The following is an 18,326-nucleotide window of genomic DNA, read 5'->3' as shown; positions in this document are numbered from 1 at the left end:
ATGGTGCTCCGGCACAACTATCTGCCAGTCATGGGCGCGCCGATCTCGCTCGTCCCGGTCTTGAGGAACTCGACTTCGGGCAGGGATCCGTCCGCCCGGCGAGGCCGGTCCGCCTGGGACGCGTCCGTCGACCGGAACCCGGGCACCTCCACTCCCTCGTCCCATCCGTTGGCCGCCGACAGCGTCCGGTCGCCGAACTTGCCGACGCCGTCCGCGTTGTCCACGGCGAGGTTCCTCGCCAGCCGCGACGCCCCGTCGGCGAAGTAGAAGCCGTTCTTGTCGTTGGCGTAGGCGGTGTTGCGGAAGATCTGCATCCGCCCCTCATTGCCGTTCTCGGTGTAACCGTGCCCGGCGTTGCCCCAGGCGGCGTTGTCGACGACGGTGTGGGCCACGTTCTCGCCGTTGCCGCCCAGCTTGTATCCGTTGCCGTCGCCCTGCCAGTCCGGGTCGTCCCAGCGGTTGTGGCCGTTGCCGTGGGCCCAGGAGTTCTCGATTCGGATCGGCGACTCCCACGCCCAGAGGTCCAGGCCGTCGTCGGCGTTCTCGTAGAGCCGCGCGTTGCGGATGACGTTGCCGGTCCCCGAACCGTACTTGACGGCGATGCCGTCGGCGTTCTCCCCGTTGTTCGCCGCGTCGTAGTTGCGGAAGGAGTCGAGGTTCACCACGAGGTTGTCGTTGGTGCCCTCACCGCGCAGGGTGAAGCCCGAGTCCCCGTTGTGCGAGGTGGTGAGGTTGGAGAAGACCCCGCCGGTCGACGAGGTGACGACGAACCCGTGGGCGGGAGAGTTGGTGAAGGCCATGTCGCGGACGTGCCAGTGGCCGGCGTAGATGCCGAAGAGCCAGGATCCGTCGGGGAGGTCGGACCCGTCGACCACGACGGCCCCGTCTCCATAGGGCCGGAGCGCGATGGGGTCGGCGGCGGTTCCGCTCGTGCGAGCCTTGATCGTCTCGGTGGGGCGGTAGGTGCCGGCCTTGACGCTGATGGTCGTTCCGGCCGTGGCGTTCCGCACGGCCTCGGTGAGCTGCGCCGTGTCACCGACGACGACGGTCTCGTCGGCGGAGGCGGAGTCCATGGCCATCACGTACGCGGCGCCGACGGCCGCCGCGGCGGTGGCCGCCATGGCCATGAGGCGCAGGCTCCTGCGCCGTTGTCGAATCGGTTCGCTCATGGGTGGGAATACCCCTCTCAGAGATCTGGTCGCTCTGTTGATTCATGTTTGATACCAAGGGAATCGCGATGTCGCATTGGGGGTCAATCGCGAACATCAGGAAGTATACCCGAACATATATGTTCGATTCAGTTGGATTATGTTGTCGCGGAAGGTGATGCCGAAGCTGATCCCGCTGCGGCGAATGAGGTCGGCCCGGACCTCCGAAACGCCTACACTGAGAGGCGACTCCGACGCCCCGCGAGCGTCCGCCACCGGCCACCAGAGCGGAGGAAGGTCCTTGAGCGATCTCCCCATCGGCGACTACGCCGCCCTGTCCGACCGCCACAGCGTCGCGCTCGTCTCGCGGGACGGCTCCATCGACTGGTTCTGCCGGCCGGCCTTCGACTCGCCGTCGCTGTTCGGGCGGCTGCTCGACGCCGACGCCGGGCACTGGACCATAGCGCCGGACGGGCCCTACACCGTGGAACGCTCCTACATAGAGGACACCATGGCCCTGCGCACCGTCTTCACGTGCGAGAACGGCACGGTGGAGGTCCGCGACGCCCTTCTGCTGGGCGAGCACGGGGACCCGCGCGACATGGGCCGCGAGGCCCCGCGCGCCCTGGCCAGGATCGTGGAGTGCACCGCCGGAGAGGTCGACGTCCGGACGGTCTTCAAGGCGCGTCCCGAATACGGGATGGTCCACCCCATCCTGTCGGTCGTCCCCGGCGGAGTCACGGCGGTGGGCGGGCCCCTGCGCATGATGGTCACGTCGACGGCGGACATGGAGATCAGCCACGACGGCGCCATAGCGGCCGCGACGCTCGCCGAGGGGCAGCGCCTGCACTTCCTGTCGCAGGCGGTGACGCTGGCCGACCCCGAACCGCGCCCGTGGAGCGCCGAGCGCATCGAGTCGGCCTTCGCCGACACCATCGCCGCCTGGCGCAACTGGAGCGACCGCCACCGCCAGGACCTCGGGCGGCACACCGACATCGCGCACCGTTCCCGGCTCGTCCTGGAGTCGCTGCGCTACCAGCCCACCGGCGCGATCGTCGCCGCGCCGACGACCTCGCTGCCCGAGGAGATCGGCGGGGTGCGCAACTGGGACTACCGCTACGCGTGGGTGCGCGACGCGAGCTTCACCGTGCAGGCGCTGGCCGACAGCGGCTGCTACGCCGAGGCCGGCGAGTTCTTCCGCTACCTCTCCCAGACGGCCGCCCACTACCACGCGACCCACCCGCTCCAGATCATGTTCGGCATCCACGGCCACCACGACCTGACCGAGCGCGAACTGGACCACCTGTCGGGCTGGCGGAACTCGCGCCCGGTCCGCGTCGGCAACGCCGCCTGGCGGCAGTCCCAGTTGGACGTCTACGGCGAGCTGCTCGACGCCGCGTGGCGTGTGCGCGATGCCTTCACCGAACCCGCCCCGCCCATGCGGCGCTTCCTCATGCAGGTGGCACAGGCGGCCGCAGACCAGTGGGGCGACAAGGACAACGGGATCTGGGAGGCGCGCGGCGAACCGAGGCACTACACCTACTCGAAGGCCATGTGCTGGGTCGCGCTCGACCGGGCGGTCCGACTCGCACCGCAGCTCGGCCTCGAAGAGGAGGCGGTGGGGTGGGCCGAGCAGCGCGACCGGGTCCGCGCCGCGGTCGAGGACGAGGGGTGGAACCCGCGAGTCGGGGCCTTCACCGCGAGCTTCGGCTCCGAGGACCTGGACGCGTCGGTGCTGATGCTGCCGTTGGTCGGCTTCCTTCCCGGCACTGACGAGCGGATCCGATCGACGGTGGACCTCATAGCCGACAGGCTCGTCGACGATCGCGGGCTGGTGCGCCGCTACCTGACGTCGGGAGGGGACGGGCTGCCCGGGGGCGAGGGCTCGTTCCTGCTCTGCTCCTTCTGGCTGGTCCAGGCTCTCACCGCCGTCGAAGAGGCGGACCGGGCCGAGGACCTGTTCGACCGGGTGTGCTCGTACGCCAACGACGTCGGGCTGCTGTCCGAAGAGGTCGACGGGGCGACGGGCGAACTGCTGGGGAACTTCCCGCAGGCCTTCAGCCACATCGGCCTGATCAACGCGGCCAGCGCCCTGCACGGACACGGCCGCGCGGACTGAGCGGCGCCCCTCTGGACGCTACCTCCTCCCCGCGGCGGCCCGCGCATGTGACGATGGTCGGCTTCAGAGGCGTGCCGCGACGCGTACACGCCCTCACCGAGGGCCACGTGCGTGCGACGGTTCCGTCGTTCCGCTCCTTGCCAGGGCCGTGAGGTGCAAGAATGAGCGCACATCACTTCTACCGAGGAGGAGCCATGACGACCAGACGGGAGTCCGAGGGAGCGCGGGTCGGGGCGAACTTCGCCGGCGTGCTCATGATCGTGGCGGGGGTCTGGCAGGGGGTCATGGGCGTGTCCGCCATCGCCCGCGACGAGGTCTACCAGACCCTGCCCGAGTACCTCTTCGACTTCGACCTGGCGGTATGGGGGTGGACTCACCTGGCGATCGGAGTCGTGGCCTTCGCAACCGGTATCGGGCTCGTCCTTAAGACCGGCTGGGGCCGGGTGGCCGGCATCGTGGTCGCCTCTCTGGCCGCTGTCGCGAACTTCTTCTTCCTGCCCTACAACCCGGCGTGGTCTCTTCTGGTGATCGCGGTTTCGGTGTTCGTCATCTGGGCGCTGGTCCTCTGGCAGCCCTCCGCCTCCTACGGGCGCCACTCGGCCGACAATGCCGGAGGCGCCGAGGACGTCGCCGGAACGGAACCGCGTCCGCAACCCAGCGCCGGACGGCCTCCCTCCGAAGGCGGGAACGGGTGAACGCCGGAGCGGCTCTGTGCCTCCCCTGCGGACGGGATTCGGACCGGTGCCCGTGACCGACTAGCGACGTGCGGCGCGACCTGGGTGGAAACCCGCGCCCTTCCACCTAAGGGGGCCTATTCGCCGAATCGGGCCTGTGCCGACGCGCCCGGCCATAGGATGCGAGAAGAACACACCTATACCGGAAGGATCTCGCACATGAGCGACCTCTACGTCATCGCCTACGACGACGCCGCCACCGCGGAACAGGCCCGCGACACCCTCGTCAAGCTGCAGAAAGAGCAGCTCGTCTCCCTCGCCGACGTGGTCGTGGTGGAGAACGTCGACGGCAGGATCAAGCTCCGCCAGGCGGTCAACACGACCGGCACCGGGGCCGCCGGAGGCGCCCTGTGGGGCGGCCTGATCGGCCTCCTCTTCTTCATGCCCTTCATCGGCATGGCGGTGGGCGCGGGGACCGGGGCCCTCGCGGGGAAGATGACCGACGTGGGCATCGACGACAATATGATGAAGGAGCTGGGCGAACAGCTCCAGCCGGGCAAGGCCGCCGTCTTCGCCCTGGTCGACTCCATGACCGAGGACAAGGTCCTGCCGGAGATGACCAAGTACGACGGCAAGCTCGTCAAGTCCTCCCTCTCCGCCGAGGCCGAGCAGCACCTGCGCGAGGCGGCGCAGGCCGCCAAGGCCGCCCAGTCCTGATCGGACTCTCCAGGGCCGGGACCGCGCGGTCCCGGCCCTTCGTCCGTCCCCATTCCCCTGTTTCCCCCTCCTCGGCCCCGCCCGCGCCGCTACCGTGTAGGAGTTCCCGACGGAAAGGGAGGCCATGCGGCCCGGCAAAGACTCTCCGCACCTGGTCATCATCTCGCTCACCGCCATCGCGGTGGGCGTGTTCTGCGCCGCCGCCCTGGCCGCCTTCGACCTCGTCTCCGAGGAGATGACGGTCCTGCTGTGGGAGCGGTTGCCCGAGAGCCTCGGATTCGAGGCCTACACGTGGTGGTGGATCGCCCTCGTACTCCTCTCCGCCGGCGCCGTCGTCGGGCTCATCGTCTGGAAGTGGCCGTGGGGCGCCGGGCACGACCCGGCCGTCTCCGAGCTGATCGAACCGCCCATGCCGGTCGCACAAGTGCCCGGACTGCTGGTGTGCGGGGCGGTCACCCTGGCGGCGGGTGTCAGCCTCGGCCCGGAGAACCCCATCATGGCCGCGAACGTAGCCGTCGTAGCCGCGCTCGGAGGACGGATCTTCCCGCACGTCAAGGACGCCGGATGGGGGCTGACGGCCACCGCCGCGACGGTGTCGGCGCTGTTCGGGACGCCCGTCGCCGCAGCCCTGGCCCTCACCGAGATCCACACCTCGCGGCCCTCCGGCGAGCCGCTCTGGAACCGGCTGTTCACCCCGCTGCTCGCCGCCGGGACGGCATCGGTGGCCATGCACTATTTCGGGGCGTCCACCTGGACCCGCGACCTGCCCGCCTATGAGGAGTCCATCGGGGACATCGCGACCGCCCCGGCCGTCGCCGCCGGCGCCACGGTCGCCGCCGCGGGCACCGTCTGGCTCTTCCCCCGCGTGTACCGGTTGTTCCAGCGCCTTCCCAATCCGATGGTCCGGGCCGTGGCCGGCGCCGCGGTGCTGGCCGTGCTGGCCGTCGTCGGCGGGCCGCTGACCATGTTCAAGGGCGCGAACGAGTCGGTCGAGCTGCTGGGCGACGCCGCCTCCTACACGGCGGTCGCGATACTCGGGCTGCTGGTCGTCAAGATGCTCGCCATCGTCGTGGCGGGGACGACGGGCTTCCGCGGCGGTCGCATCTTCCCCATGATCTTCTGCGGAGTGGCCTTCGGAGTCATGGTCGCCGACCTGGTGCCCTTCGCCGATCCGGCGCTCTCCATCGCCTGCTCCGTGCTCGCCTTCTCCTTCGTCGCGACCGGTCAGGGGTGGCTGTCGCTGTTCCTGGCCGTCGGAGTGGTCGCCGACGCGACGGTGCTGCCCATCCTGTGCATCGCGGTGCTGCCGGTGTGGCTCATCGTCCACCGCGTGGGACCGATGCACGCCGAGCCCGAGAAGGCGAAGGCCCCCGCCTGAGGCGGGGGCCTGGCCGGTATGCGGTCGTAGTCGGCACCACCGTCCGAAGGCCCCCGCGTGAGGCAGGGGCCTTGAGGTGATCACCGACGCGTTCCAGAGTTCTGAGGAGACCCCGGAACGCGCGCCGGGACTTGCGCTGTTCGCGGACTAGTCGAGGCTGAGCTTGACCTTGCTGCCGTCGAGGTGGATCTTCAGGCCGTCGGACGCGGCGTCCTCGCTCACGTAGTCCGGGTAGTTGGCCACGATCGCGAGCACGAGGCGCTTGCCCTCGCCCACGACCGCGTCGCGGGGCTCCAGCTCGAACTCGGCGGAGTACTTCTCACCGGGGACCAGTTCCTCTCCCTCTCGCAGCGAGTCGTGGTTCTTCCCGTCCACGGCGCCCCGGGTGATGAACTCCGGGTTCGATCCGTCCTCGTCGGTGGAGAACAGGACGGCGCTCACCGGGGTGCTGTCGGAGCCCGACTCGAACTCCACCTCGACCTCGGCGATTCCGGAGAGGTGCCTCTCCTCCGTCAGGGGCTCGGTGGCGTAGGTGCGGCGGAAGTCCTTCTCCGACAGGGCGTCGCCCATGATGTACTCGGTGCCGTCGACGGTGCCGGGCTCGATCGGGTGGGAGGCCTCCGGGGACTTCTCCTCCCCCAGGGTGCCGCGCCCGTCGGCGTCCTCGCCGAAGTGGAACTCGGTCGCCTCGGAGGCCGGCCAGGAGTCGTACTCGTCGGTCGAGCCGTCCGTCCTGTCGACCCGCACCGGCGGGCCGTCCATGACGCCGTTGTCCTCGCCCTTGAGCCAGTGGTCGAACCAGTCCTCGAGGAACTTCCGGTTCTCCGGCGTCGCGCCGGTCGGGTCGGAGTGCGCTCCGGGGTGCAGCCACAGCTTCTGGTCGACGCCCTCCTCCGCGAGCGCCTCCCACCAGCGCCCGGCGTGGGTGGTCTTGACGTTGTAGTCGGCCTGGCCGTGGACGTGCAGCACGGAAGCCTCGACCTTGTCGGCGTCGGAGCGGTAGTCGCGCTCGTCCCAGAACTCGTTCAGGTCGGCCGTGGCGTCCTCAGCGTCGTGGGCGAGCTGTTCGAAGACGTCGCCGCAGACCTGCTTGGCCTTGCTGGAGGCCACGAACTCGGCGAGGTACTTGGGGTAGCCCCCGTCCCAGCCGGAGTAGCGGATGCCCTCAGCGCTGGTGTAGTCGTACCAGCTGGAGATGGCGGCGGTCGGGACGATCGTCTTGACCTCTTCGATCCCGGTGGCGGCCACCGCGTTGGGCAGGGTGCCGTTGTAGGAGGTGCCGATCATGCCCACCGACGGCTCGGCCCAGTCGGCCTCTACCTCGGCGCCGTCGGAGTCGTAGGCCTTGGCGCGCCCGGAGATCCAGTCGACGACCGCGGTGATGCTCGCCGTGTCCTCGGTGCCTCCGGTCGTCGGGCAGCCGTCGGAGCGGGCCGTGCCCTGCATCTCGGGCTCCAGGTAGGCGTAGCCGCGTTCCACGAAGTACTCGTCGAACCAGCCGCCGAAGTGGGCGGGGGTGCCCTGCGCCTGGATGGGGAGTTCCATTCCCCTGGCGCGCAGGGCCTGCAGGGCCGACAGCCCGTAGTACGGGCTGGGCTGGGCGATGACGGGGACCTTCTCCCCGTCCTCGGTCCCGGCCGGGCGGACCAGCTCGACCGCGATGCGGTCCGGGCTGCCGTCCGAGTCGCTGTCGATGTCCGACTCGACGTAGACCGTCTCCCTCACGGTCTCCCGGTCGGCCTCTTCCTGGGCCGTGGCTCCGGCGCCGGTCACACCGGCTCCCACGAGCGCGCCCGTGGTCAGGGCCGCTACGCTCCATCGGATGCGGCGGTTGGGCATGGGATCTCCTTCCTGCTCGGCGATCACCTCAAAGGCGTTCGTGCACAATCGATTCGGTCGTATATATGACGAATCGAACGCGATCGATCCTAACCTATTGAGTACATATGTGCCACAGGGAAATCCCTTGCCGTAACCCGAAAGCAAAGTCTTGTTCAGGTTTTCGCGGCCGAGTCCAGCGCCTTCGCGAAGTCCCCCTTGACCGACTCCCAGTCCTCGGCGTCCATGGCGGGCAGCAGCTTCAACCAGACCGCGAGGCTGACGCCCCGTCCCTGCACGAAGCCCTCCGGGCGGACGATCTGCCACATGTGGTGGTGCTCGGCGCCGTCGCCCCAGTAATGGGTGTGGACCCGGCCCGCGCCCTCCATCGCCAGCAGGGCACGCTCCATGAGAGCCAGGAGCCTCCCCTGCTCCTCGGCCATCGGGGTGGGCAGGTCGCTCATGTTCACATAGTGTTCGCGCGGAACGAGGTTGACGAAGAACACGCTGCGGGGCGAGTCGGCGGTGCTGATCCGCCAGCGGTCGTTGGCCCACACGAACTTCTCGTCGGGGTCGGAGCAGATCCCGCACTCGACTCCGCCCGCCCCGTGCCGCTCGGGCTCGGGGTACAGCAGTTCCACCGCGGGGGAGGTGACCTCCTCGGCGGTGAAGACTTCGGGGATGGCCAGGCCGGCCAGGGGGACGGTGTTCTCACCCGCGCCGACGAGGTGACGGGTGAAGCGGTTCTTCTCGGGGTTCACTCCGGATATTATGACGCATACTCATGTCATGGGCCCGTTCGGGCTCACAGCTCGTCGAGCGAGAACAGCACCCGCACCATCGCCGTGTGCCAGCCCTCGGCAGTAGCCCCCTTCCCCAGCGCCGCGATCTGCCGGGCGATCTCCGCGAACCCGTGCTCCTCCAGCAGGTCCGCCGCTTCCGCCAAGCGCCGCAGGTCGGAGGGCCGCAACCCGGACAGTCCGCGGTGAGCGCACGAGGCGAGCGCGCGGTGCGCCTCTTGGAGAACCCGCCGAAGCGGGTCGTCATCGGGCGGCGCGTCGCCCGCCGGAGCCTCACCCCCGTCCTCCACGGCCAGGTCGGGCACGGTGATGGCCCCGTCGACGACGGCCAGGGGGTCCAGGGTGAGACGTCCGCCCCGCAGAGAGACGAAACCCGAGACCTCTGCGGGAGAACCGGAGAGCGCCTCTTCCAGAATCCTCAGGCGCCCCGGGCTCGCCGCGCTGTACCCGGCGCGCAGGCGGATCGAGCCGTTGAGTGTCACGGTGAGCACCTGCGCGGCCGGATCGTAGTCGAGTCCTTCGATGGATTCGACGGGCACGACGACGAGGTCGCGGACGGCGACGCGGTCCCGGAGGAGGCCGGGGTCGCGCGACCGCACGGCGGCCAGCAGCTCGTCGGGGTCGTCGTAGCGCAGGGGCGGGCGGAACTCGCTCCAGCCGGACCCCAGCGGCAGGGTCTGGGTGCGGGCCAGCCTGCCCGTGCCCAGGGTGAGCACCCGCCCGGCGCTGCGCCCGGCGGCCTCGGTGATGACGGTGGACTGCGCAAGGTCCGCGATGCGGTGCCGCGCGTAGCGGCGGTGCAGGACGTCGCGGACGGTCAGCAGCTCTTCCCGGTGCGCGAAGGAACGCGTGATCACGTGGGTCATGCCGGTCTCCAGCTGCGCGTAGTACATCTCGACGTGGAGGTGGTCGTCGTCCGATGAGACCCGGGCGCCGAGGGGTGCGAGCCGGATGAGTTTCAGGGCGGCCGTGGAGGACTCCTCGAACCCGAGCAGGGCGGTGGTCGGTCGGCGCAGTGCCGCGTCGTGGCGGGCCCGGAACTCGGCCAGGAGGCCGGCGTAGGCGCTCTCGTCATAGGCGGTGGAGCGGGAGCGGTAGTGCTCGATCTGCCGGGCCGTGTCGGCGAGGACGTCGGCGGGCCAGTTGAGGCGCTTGCGGCGGAGCCGGTCGGCGTGCTGCCTCAGACGGGAGGTCTGGACTTCGTCGGCACCGGCGATCCCTGTGGCGAGCAGGCTTTCGACGGTGGGAAGGAGCTCCGTGCACGGGGAGGGGTCGACGCTCTCCGCCCCCAAGTGGACCGTACCGTCGGTTCCCTCCCGCAGGGCCTTCACCGCCAGCACGACGGCGACGGAGTGGTCGTCCCCCTTGACGTCGCTGTGGGCCAGTTCGAGGTTGGAGCCGCCGTGGAAGACCACGGCCGTCTCGGGCAGCTCGACGGTCATCCCGTCGACGTGGGCCCGGAGGCCGCGGTCGATCCGCGACTCGGCCCGGGCGAGGACTCCGGCCGGAAAGCGCGCGGCGAGTTCCTCGTCGGTGATCTCCGCCGGGTGGCCGGCGGCCTCCCGCCTGCCGTGCTCGGCCTGGTAGGCGAGCACGAGGACGAGCATGTGGCGGCACAGTCCCTTGGCCGCGCAGGTGCAGTCGGCCGACTCGAACCTGGCGGAGGCGGGCAGGACCGCGACCGTCCCGTCGGGGAACTCGGCGGTGACGTCCTCGCCCTCGGACAGTGTCGGCGGGCTCTTCTCCAGGTCCTTCCCGGCCCTCTTGACCAGTCCTCTGTTGGCCAGGGCCGCGAGCGCCTCGGTGTCCAGCGCCAGCAGGTCTTCTCGCATCCTCAACGCCCGATCTTCTCGGCGACGAACTCGGCGAGTCCGCCGGGGGTCATGGCGCCGATGTGGGCGCCTACTCTGGCCAGGGCTCCCGCCGTTTCGCGGTCGTAGTTCGGCGAGGCGTCCTCGTCGAGGGCCGCGAGGCCGAGGACGTGCGCGCCGTCCTGGCACATGCGGGCGACCGTGCCGGTCAGGTGCCGTACGGATCCGCCCTCGTAGAAGTCGGTGATGACGGCGACGATGGCCCGCTGCGGGTTCTCGATCAGGCTCGCCCCGTAGGAGACGGCGCCCGCGATGTCGGTGCCGCCGCCCAGCTGGACCTTCATGAGCGTCTCGACCGGGTCGTCGGTCTCGTCGGTGAGGTCGACGACCGAGCTGTCGAAGGCGATCAGGTGCGTCTTGAGGCCCGGCAGGGCGTGGAGGCAGGAGGCGGTGACGGCCGAGTGGATGACGGAGTCCAGCATGGACCCCGACTGGTCGACGAGGATGATCAGCTGCCACGGGCGCATGTGGCGCTCCTGGCGGGTGTGGAAGTAGGGCCGTTCGATGGCCACCCTCCGGTTCTCCGGCTGCCAGCGGTGGAGGTTGCGCCGCAGGGTGGTCCGCAGGTCGAAGTCGCGCGAGGCGCCGCGGCGGGAGGGCCGTTTCAGGCGGGTGCCGTGGAACGCGGTGCGCACCTCGACGCGGAGGCGCTCCACGAGCTCTTCGACGACTCGGCGCACGATGGCGCGCGCCGCCTCCAGCACCTCGGCGTTCATGAGGTGCTTGGACTTCAGGACGGCCTTGAGGAGGGCCCGGTTGGGCCGGGCTCGCTCCAGGACCTCCACATTGGTCACCATGTCGTCGATGCCGTAGTGCTCCGTGGCGTCGCTCTCGAGCCGTTCGACGGTCTCTTTCGGGAAGAGCCGGTGGATGTCGCCGAGCCAGTCGACGGTGGTCAGCCGGGACTCTTCGTTCCCCGCGCTGCGGACGCCGCGTTCGGCCCTCTCCTCGTCGCGTCCGTAGAGCCATTCGAGCGCCGCGTCGCGGGCCGCTCCGTCGGCGCTCATGGGGCCGAGGCCCTCGGCGGCCGGCCCCAGTATGAGCCGCCACCTCTCGTGGTCGGTGGTCATCGCAGCCCCGCCTCTCCCAGTTTCCGGTCCACTTCCTCTTCGATGGCGGCCGCCCGGGCCCGGACCACCGGGTCCACGGTGAGCCGCCGGGTGAGCGACCACGCGTCCCCCGGCCCGGCGAGCCGCTCGGCGATGGCGCCCCTCTCGCGCGGCGGGAAGTACTCGAACGCCTGCCGCAGAGAGGGGAGCGCGACGAGGAACTCCTCGCCGGTCAACTCGCTGACGTGGTCGTTGAGCACGTCGAGCAGGTCCGATTCGAGCAGTACCTCTCGCGCGCAGGCGAAAAGCCCGGCCAGCCAGTCGCCGGTCCGCTCCCACGGCGGGCCCGGCGCGGACGCGCGCCCGAGCGCCACGGCCAGCCCGGCGCACGATCCCCGGACGTCGGCGACGATCGCGCGGCTCGCCGCGATCCGTTCGGCCGCGGACAAGACCGTCTCCCGCCCCGCCGTCAACTCCTCGGCGTACAGGACCGCGTCGCGCAGGGCCGCGACCGCAGCGATGCGGCCGCGGTCCGCCGCCTCGTCCCCCAGCTGCCCCTCCAGGAGCCACAGGAGCCGGTCGGAGGACCGGGCGACGATGTCCGCGTGCAGGTCCGCGTCCTCGCTGCCCCACAGGTCGTCGCCGCGCCAGAGGGCGAGCGCCGTGGACAGGACGAGGCCGATCCCCGGCAGGTGCGAGCTCTGTCCCACGGCGGAGGCGATGGCGGTCGCGGCGCGTTCGCCGAGTTCGGTGCACCCGGCCGTGACGGCGTCGAAAAGCAGTCCGGCCATGGCGCCGAGGTCGTTGGGGCCCAGGGCGCTCAAGCGGTCGGCCAGGACGTCGGCCGCGGCTTCGGCCACGCTCGCTCCGTGCCCGGCGGCCTCGATGAGGTGCGGCAGGACGTCGGCCTCGGCCAGGGTCCAGGCCTCGGTCGACTCCCTGTCGCCCGCGCCCTCGGGCCCGGCGGTCTTCGTCGCTCCGGGAGCCCCGAGGAGCCGCAGGCGGTGCAGGAACCGCGAGCGTTCCCGGTCGGCCGGGTCGAACAGGTCCAGCCGTCTGCTGCCCGGCTCGGTGAGGCCCAGGTTCTCGCGTCGCGCGCGGTAGTCGGCCACGATGGGCGGCAGCGGCGTCTCCTCGGCCAGGGCGCCGACCCGGTCGCCGACGGCCGCATCGACCATCTCGACGATCACGGGGTGCGTTCCGGCGCGGAGTCCGTCGCGGCGGGTCCACGGCAGCGGCGCGTCCAGGCTGTCGGTGACGAGGGCCGAGGCGAGCGCGTCGAGGACGTCGGTCCGGGTGGGCACGGCGTTGCCGCGCATGCGGGCCATGCCCTGCATAAGGGTGCGCGCCCCTATGAGGTCGGCGGTCGTGGCCCGCTGTTTCCGCTCTCGCAGCCGGCGCACCGTCTTCGCCATGAGGCGCTCGCCCGACTCTTCCGGGCCGTGCTCCCACAGGTCCTGGTAGAAGCCCGGGGAGGGCATGCCGGACTGGTATCCGGCGAAGGAGGCCATGCGTTTGAAGGAGAACGGCACCAGGTAGGAGCCGGACTCGTCCTCTCCGCCTCCGGGCACGGGCGGGTAGGCCCCGTCCGATTTCCGTTCGGCCGCCAGCCGTCTGAGCGCGGGGGCGTGCCAGCCGCCGCAGACGGCGAGGACCGGCCGTCCCCTGTGGCGTTCGGCCGCGGCGGCGATCCACGACGCCATGTGCTCTTCGCGCTCCGCGTCGCCGGCTTCGGCCGCGAGGTCTCCCCGCAGCAGGTCGAAGTACCTGTCGAGCCGTTCGGGCAGCTCGTCCTCGGGCGAGTACTCGACCATGCGGTCCCACAGGGTGTCGGTGTTGTCGACGGCCAGCTCGCGGCAGACTCTGGCGACCACCTCGGTGTAGCGCCGTTCGGCGTCGCCGTAGCGGTTCTCGGTGCCGCCCAGGGCCTCGTGCCAGGCGGGGAGGTCCATGAAGCGGACCTCCGCGCCGGTCTCCCGCCCCGAGCGCAGGGCCGTCCACTCCGGCGAGTAGTCGCAGAAGGGGGCCCAGCTGCGCCGGACGCCCGTCGGGGTCCTGGCGTAGGAGTAGACGGCGAAGGGCATGCGGTGGCCCAGTTCGAGTTCGCCGAGTCGCTCGTTGAAGTCGCTCGGACCCTCGATGAGGACCGCCGCCGGACGCAGCTCGCGGACGGTCCTCTCCACGAGCCGCGCGCAGGCGGGAGAGTGGTGCCGCACGCCGAGGACGTGCAGGTGGTTGTCCGCCATGGCCTATCCGGGCAGTCCGTGGCGTGCGGCGTACAGGTCGGCCCAGTGCTCGCCCTTGCGTTTGGAGGCCTTCTGCTCCAGGTATCGCCGCAGCCTCGCGGTGTCGTCGGCGGAGTCCTTGGCGGCGGCTCCGGCGATGCAGTCGACGATGTCCCCGGCCGTGGCCCTCTCCTGCCGCGTGTACCAGGCCTTGACGCCCATGGAGTGGGCGACGGAGACCGCCTCGGCCGTCGAGAGGGCCGACTGGAGGCGGCCCGAGGTGCCGTCCCCTTCGCGCAGGTCGCGGAAGACCCGCACCAGGACGGCGAGCACGTCCTTCTCGGGAGCCTCGGGCACTCCGGACCGCTTCAGGATCCTGTCGGCCTCCCGCTGGACGAGGGCGAGCTCGGTGTCGAAGTCCGCGATGGGGAAGACCGTCTCGAAGTTGAAGCGCCGCTTGAGGGCCGCGCTCATGTCGTTGACGCCGCGGTCGCGCGTGTTGGCGGTCCCTATGATCGTGAAGCCCTCGCGGGCGAAGACCATCGACTGCTCGCCCTCCAGCTCCGCGATCGCGAGCGCGCGGTCGGACAGGGGCGAGAGCAGGCTGTCCTGGACTTCCAGGGGGCAGCGGGTGATCTCCTCGAAGCGGACGACCTTGCCCTCGCGCATGCCGTCCAACAGCGGGGCCGGGACGAGGGCCCTCTCGCTCGGGCCCTCGCTGACGAGCAGGGAGTAGTTCCAGGAGTAGGCGATCTGGTCCTCGGTGGTGGCCGCGCCGCCCTGGACGGTGAGGGTCGAGTCCCCGGAGACGGCCGCCGCCATCAGTTCGGAGAGCAGCGACTTGGCCGTGCCGGGGTCGCCGACGAGCATGAGGCCGCGGTTGGTCGCCAGGGTGACCAGGGAGCGTTCCACCAGCGACGGGTCGCCGACGAACTTGGGGGCCACCTCCAGGGCGGCGTTGCCCAGGATGAAGTCGCGGGCGGCCGTCAGGCTGAGCCTCCAGCCGGGCGGGCGCGGCGCGGCGTCGGCCTCGTCCAGGCGGGCCAGTTCCTTCTCGTGGAGCAGTTCGGCCGGGGGCCTCTGCAGTTTCTCTTTGCTCACTTGTCCTCCCGGTACGAGTCGACGAGGCGGGAAAGGGCGCCCAGGGCCTCGGACACCACCACGGGGTCGAGGTCGTCGGGAACCGGCCCGACGCGGTCATCGGGGTGCCACCAGCCGTAGGTGCCGGTCTGGAACTGGCAGTCGCTGATCTCGTGCTCGCGGCCGTGCCAGAAGGGGTCCCCCGCCGCGATGCCGGGGTTCAGGCCGACGCAGAGGTGGAGCCCTTCGCGGAAGGTGAAGTAGATGCCGGGTTCGACACCCCCGTCCTGGGGCGCGCCCCGGTCCCAGGCGCCGTTGGCCAGGCCGAGCACGTGGCCGATGTCGACCTTGCGCCCCTCGAAGCGGGTGAGCGCGCCGGTCTTCCGCTCCTCTTCGGTGAGCTCGTGGATCTCGCGGCCCAGCTGGTCGAACGGCTGCAGGATCTCGTAGTCGGCGAGCACTTCGGCCCACGCGGCGCGGTCCTCCCGGCCGAGGACCATCGGGTGGGCCAGGCGCACCGTCGCCTCCTCGGGCAGGTCGATCTCGTCGTCCTCCACGTCGGCCGGGGTCCGGTCCTCGGCCAGGCGGAAGGGGATCCGCTCCTCCCCCGCCTCCGCGACCCAGACCAGGCGTCGGGCCATGTGCCACATGAGGGGGTGGTCGACCAGGTGGCGCCGGAAGGAGTCCGTGTCCCAGGTCCGCTGCGTGACGAGGGCCTTCTCCAGGCGCGCGATCTGGGACGAGGCGGTCTTGCGCAGGTCCTTCTTCAGCGCGGAGAAGCGTTTGCGGTTGCGCTCGGCGACCTCGCCGTCGTCCTTCTTCCCCGGTTTGGGAAGGCTCTTGCGGACCTTGCCCTTCTCGTCGGTGATGAGCGGGACGAGGTTCTCGTCGAAGACGACGCGGAAGCTCCTGGGGCCGTAGTCGATCGTCATTCCTCCGTCCTCGTCCAGGCCGAAGGTCGACACCAGGCGGTCGGCCAGCTGGTCCCGCGTCAGGCCGAGGCCCTCGGCGATCCGTTCGATCTGGCGGGCGGCGCTCTCCTTGATGGCCTTGAACTTGGCGCTCTCGGCGATGCCCTGGATGGCCGCCAGGGCCCGTTCGGTTCCCATGGCGCCCAGGACTTCCAGTCCGGCGACGGCCCTCTGGTGGTAGGACTCGCCGGGCCAGCGGCGGATGATCGGCTCCAGCTTCGCCGCCGTGTCGTCGTCGCCGAAGTACGCCAGCTGCCGGAGCGGCCACGACTGCGGGGCCGACTGGTCCGCGGCCACCCAGGCCCGGAAGACCTCCCACGACCAGTCCCTCAGCGAGTCCTCGTCGAGGGCTTCCCGCACGGCGTCCAGGCTCGCGACCGGCAGGCCCGTTCCCGCCGAGGCGACCACCGCGACGAGGTTGTCCACCTGTTCCGGGCCGAGGCGTTCCTCGCGGCCCTCGACCAGCACGTCGGGGAGCGTGCCGGTGATGAGCCACTTGGGGCGCCGCACGATCTTCGCGGCTTCGGCCTGATCGGGGACGGTCTTCTCCAGATTCCCGACCAGCGCGCGGACCTCCTCGCCGTAGGTGTCGGCGGCGCGGAGGACCTCGTCTCTCAGCTGCGAACCGAGCAGCTTCCGCAAGGCGAGCTCGGCCGGCCGGCGGACCTTCTTCACCGTGCCCAGGCAGTCGGGGACGATGAGGGCGATGCCGTCGGCGCCGTGGCGCTCGAACCACCGCCACCCCAGTTCCACATTGGACTTGGACTGGCCGTACCAGCGGGCCGCCGCCCTGGCGGCCTCCAGGCTCCGAACCGGCACCAGAGCGGGACGGGCGTCCGGCTGGGACGCGGCGAGGCGTACGAGGGCCGGAGCGGCCCTCTCACCGAACCGCGCCAGCAGTTTCCGGGTCTCGTGCCGGTAGGTGTAGCCCCAGCTGCCGTCCCACGCCGCGAGGGCCTCCTCGGCCTCCTCCGGCTCCGCCATGAGCAGGGCGCGGACGACAGGGACCCACCTGGTGCTCCGTCCCGCCAGGATGTCGTCGATCCACGAAGGGCTGTAGTTGTAGCCGTGGGGCTCCGTGCCGAGCCACGCTTCGTACTCGCCGTCGGCCCAGCGCAGGACTGTCCCCGCGGAGGCCTTCAGGCCCTTGACGACCGGTCCGGCGGCCGTCTTCTTCCGCGGCCGCTTCCACGGCGGGTCGACCAGGAGCCCGGGCAGTCCGGACGTGTCGGCCTCCGGTCTGGCCGTCTCGTCCCTCTTCGCCCGCACCGCCTTCGCCGTCGCCTCGTCCACCGAGTCCTCCCAACCCGCGACGGCCTCCAGTAGGCCGGCGAGCTTCCGCCCGTCCCCGCGTCCGGCGAGGATCTCCTCGGCCAGGACGCCGACCGCGACGTCCTTCTCCTTCGCGGCGAGGTCGAGGGCGGCCGTCTGCGCGGTGGGCTCCTCCAGGACCGCGACGAGCTCCCGGAACGCCGCCTCGCCGCCGATCCGGGACAGCGTCCGCAGCATCTGGAGGCGCTCGGCGCGATCCCTGCTGAGCTTCATGCCCCGGCGCACCAGGACCACCGCCGCCGTTCCCCACTGCTCCGCCGTGTCCCCGAGAGAGGTGCCGTAGGAGTTGCGGCTGAGCCAGCTGCGCACGAAGGCGTCGGGCACGTGCGGCAGCATCTCGGCGGTGACCAGGTGGCGGGCGGCGAAGAAGTAGGCGTCCACGTCCGTCTCCGGCAGGTCCGCCAGCGCCTCCTCGGCCCAACGGCGGTTGTCCGGGGCGATGCAGGAAGCGACGTAGCGGCCCGCCTTGGTGTCCCTGAACCCGGAGGCCGTGTCCAGCGCCTCCGCCCGCTCCCGTTCGGAGGCCTCCTCCATCAGCTCGCGCACCGACTCGATGCCGATCCGCCGCTGCCTCACCCGGTTCAGGTCGTTGTCGCGAACGACACTCGTTATGCCCTTGCTCAGGTAGTAGGGGGCGTACCACGTGATGCCGAAAGCGCGGCACACCGCTTCGACGGCGAAGGAGACTCCGCCCTGGAGGGCCCAGAGCCTCGTCCACACCCCGAACCGGGCGAGCCCGGCGTAGGAGTCCGTCAGGGCCAGGTGCATCTGCAGCGCCGCCGCCCCCTCCGGGTCGAGCTCTCCGCTCAGGTAGCGGCGGATGGGCGCCGCCCACTCCGAATCGCCGTTCTCCGCGAAGTGCTCCTCCAGCGGTCCGGCGAAGGAGTTGAGGGCCGCGACGGCCTCGGCGAGGTCGACGGGCGGTCGGACGGCGGTCTCAACGGGTCCGGAGAAGAAGTCCTCTCGTACCCCGGCATCAGGAAAGATCTTCACGCCCCACAAGCTACCCGGCCCCTGCGACACCGCTTCTGCCCGCCACCGCACCGCACAGGACCACTGCGGACAGTGAGGATCGCGGCGGCAGCGCGGCGCGCCGGCCCGCTCCGTCCGGTTCCGCCCCTCCCGTTCCGACCGCCGCGTTCCG

The 18,326-nt window shown here is 70.9% G+C and carries 12 protein-coding genes; 4 read left to right on the top strand and 8 right to left on the bottom strand.

The window, feature by feature from the left end; genetic code table 11:
* Positions 1–17: 17 nt before the first annotated feature.
* Complete coding sequence (locus ACFTE1_RS01760; protein WP_380620284.1) at positions 18–1,169, bottom strand: right-handed parallel beta-helix repeat-containing protein; 1,152 nt, start codon at positions 1,167–1,169, stop codon at positions 18–20.
* A gap of 280 nt (positions 1,170–1,449) precedes the next feature.
* Here ACFTE1_RS01760 and ACFTE1_RS01755 point away from each other — a divergent pair, with 280 nt between their 5' ends.
* The 4 genes from ACFTE1_RS01755 (at position 1,450) to ACFTE1_RS01740 (ending at position 6,036) form a co-directional block, all read left to right on the top strand.
* Positions 1,450–3,267, top strand: a complete 1,818-nt coding sequence (locus ACFTE1_RS01755; protein ID WP_380620283.1) for a glycoside hydrolase family 15 protein — start codon at positions 1,450–1,452, stop codon at positions 3,265–3,267.
* 194 nt (positions 3,268–3,461) lie between these two features.
* Positions 3,462–3,962 carry a DUF7144 family membrane protein gene (locus ACFTE1_RS01750; protein ID WP_380620281.1) on the top strand — a complete coding sequence of 167 codons (501 nt, stop codon included), beginning with the start codon at positions 3,462–3,464 and terminating at the stop codon, positions 3,960–3,962.
* Positions 3,963–4,160: 198 nt separating this feature from the next.
* Positions 4,161–4,658 carry a DUF1269 domain-containing protein gene (locus tag ACFTE1_RS01745; RefSeq protein WP_380620278.1) on the top strand — a complete coding sequence of 166 codons (498 nt, stop codon included), beginning with the start codon at positions 4,161–4,163 and terminating at the stop codon, positions 4,656–4,658.
* 124 nt (positions 4,659–4,782) lie between these two features.
* Positions 4,783–6,036, top strand: a complete 1,254-nt coding sequence (locus ACFTE1_RS01740; protein ID WP_380620276.1) for an ion channel protein — start codon at positions 4,783–4,785, stop codon at positions 6,034–6,036.
* Between the two features lie 147 nt (positions 6,037–6,183).
* Here ACFTE1_RS01740 and ACFTE1_RS01735 read toward each other — a convergent pair whose 3' ends face one another.
* The 7 genes from ACFTE1_RS01735 to ACFTE1_RS01705 all read right to left on the bottom strand — a co-directional run bounded on the left by ACFTE1_RS01735 (position 6,184) and on the right by ACFTE1_RS01705 (position 18,175).
* The gene (locus tag ACFTE1_RS01735; RefSeq protein ID WP_380620274.1) at positions 6,184–7,875 is read right to left on the bottom strand and encodes a CocE/NonD family hydrolase; all 1,692 of its coding nucleotides are present in this window, start codon (positions 7,873–7,875) and stop codon (positions 6,184–6,186) included.
* Positions 7,876–8,030: 155 nt separating this feature from the next.
* Complete coding sequence (locus ACFTE1_RS01730; protein WP_380620270.1) at positions 8,031–8,615, bottom strand: hypothetical protein; 585 nt, start codon at positions 8,613–8,615, stop codon at positions 8,031–8,033.
* Positions 8,616–8,659: 44 nt separating this feature from the next.
* Positions 8,660–10,492 (bottom strand): hypothetical protein, encoded by a 1,833-nt coding sequence (locus tag ACFTE1_RS01725; protein ID WP_380620268.1) that lies wholly within the window; start codon positions 10,490–10,492, stop codon positions 8,660–8,662.
* Complete coding sequence (locus tag ACFTE1_RS01720) at positions 10,489–11,595, bottom strand: VWA domain-containing protein (RefSeq protein WP_380620265.1); 1,107 nt, start codon at positions 11,593–11,595, stop codon at positions 10,489–10,491. The genes ACFTE1_RS01725 and ACFTE1_RS01720 overlap by 4 nt, the downstream gene beginning before the upstream one ends.
* A complete protein-coding gene (locus ACFTE1_RS01715) occupies positions 11,592–13,820 on the bottom strand; it encodes a DUF5682 family protein (protein WP_380620263.1) in 2,229 nt (742 codons plus the stop codon). Before ACFTE1_RS01715 ends, ACFTE1_RS01720 begins: the two co-directional genes overlap by 4 nt.
* Before the next feature lie 3 nt (positions 13,821–13,823).
* The gene (locus ACFTE1_RS01710; protein WP_380620260.1) at positions 13,824–14,900 is read right to left on the bottom strand and encodes an ATP-binding protein; all 1,077 of its coding nucleotides are present in this window, start codon (positions 14,898–14,900) and stop codon (positions 13,824–13,826) included.
* Entirely contained in the window at positions 14,897–18,175 is a 3,279-nt protein-coding gene (locus ACFTE1_RS01705) for a DUF4132 domain-containing protein (RefSeq protein WP_380620257.1), read from the bottom strand. The genes ACFTE1_RS01710 and ACFTE1_RS01705 overlap by 4 nt, the downstream gene beginning before the upstream one ends.
* Between the last annotated feature and the right edge of the window lie 151 nt (positions 18,176–18,326).

Origin of the sequence: Salininema proteolyticum, assembly GCF_042685645.1 — a bacterium.
In the GTDB taxonomy this organism is placed as follows: Bacteria; Actinomycetota; Actinomycetes; order Mycobacteriales; family Micromonosporaceae; genus Salininema; species Salininema proteolyticum.
This window is presented reverse-complemented; position numbering and strand designations above follow the sequence as displayed.

Bases quoted from the DNA above. Each gene is read 5' to 3' on its own strand.
- ACFTE1_RS01720 (WP_380620265.1), bottom strand. From the start codon at position 11,595: ATGACCACCGACCACGAGAGGTGGCGGCTCATACTGGGGCCGGCCGCC.
- ACFTE1_RS01745 (WP_380620278.1), top strand. From the start codon at position 4,161: ATGAGCGACCTCTACGTCATCGCCTACGACGACGCCGCCACCGCGGAA.
- ACFTE1_RS01750 (WP_380620281.1), top strand. From the start codon at position 3,462: ATGACGACCAGACGGGAGTCCGAGGGAGCGCGGGTCGGGGCGAACTTC.
- ACFTE1_RS01715 (WP_380620263.1), bottom strand. From the start codon at position 13,820: ATGGCGGACAACCACCTGCACGTCCTCGGCGTGCGGCACCACTCTCCC.
- ACFTE1_RS01740 (WP_380620276.1), top strand. From the start codon at position 4,783: ATGCGGCCCGGCAAAGACTCTCCGCACCTGGTCATCATCTCGCTCACC.
- ACFTE1_RS01735 (WP_380620274.1), bottom strand. From the start codon at position 7,875: ATGCCCAACCGCCGCATCCGATGGAGCGTAGCGGCCCTGACCACGGGC.
- ACFTE1_RS01760 (WP_380620284.1), bottom strand. From the start codon at position 1,169: ATGAGCGAACCGATTCGACAACGGCGCAGGAGCCTGCGCCTCATGGCC.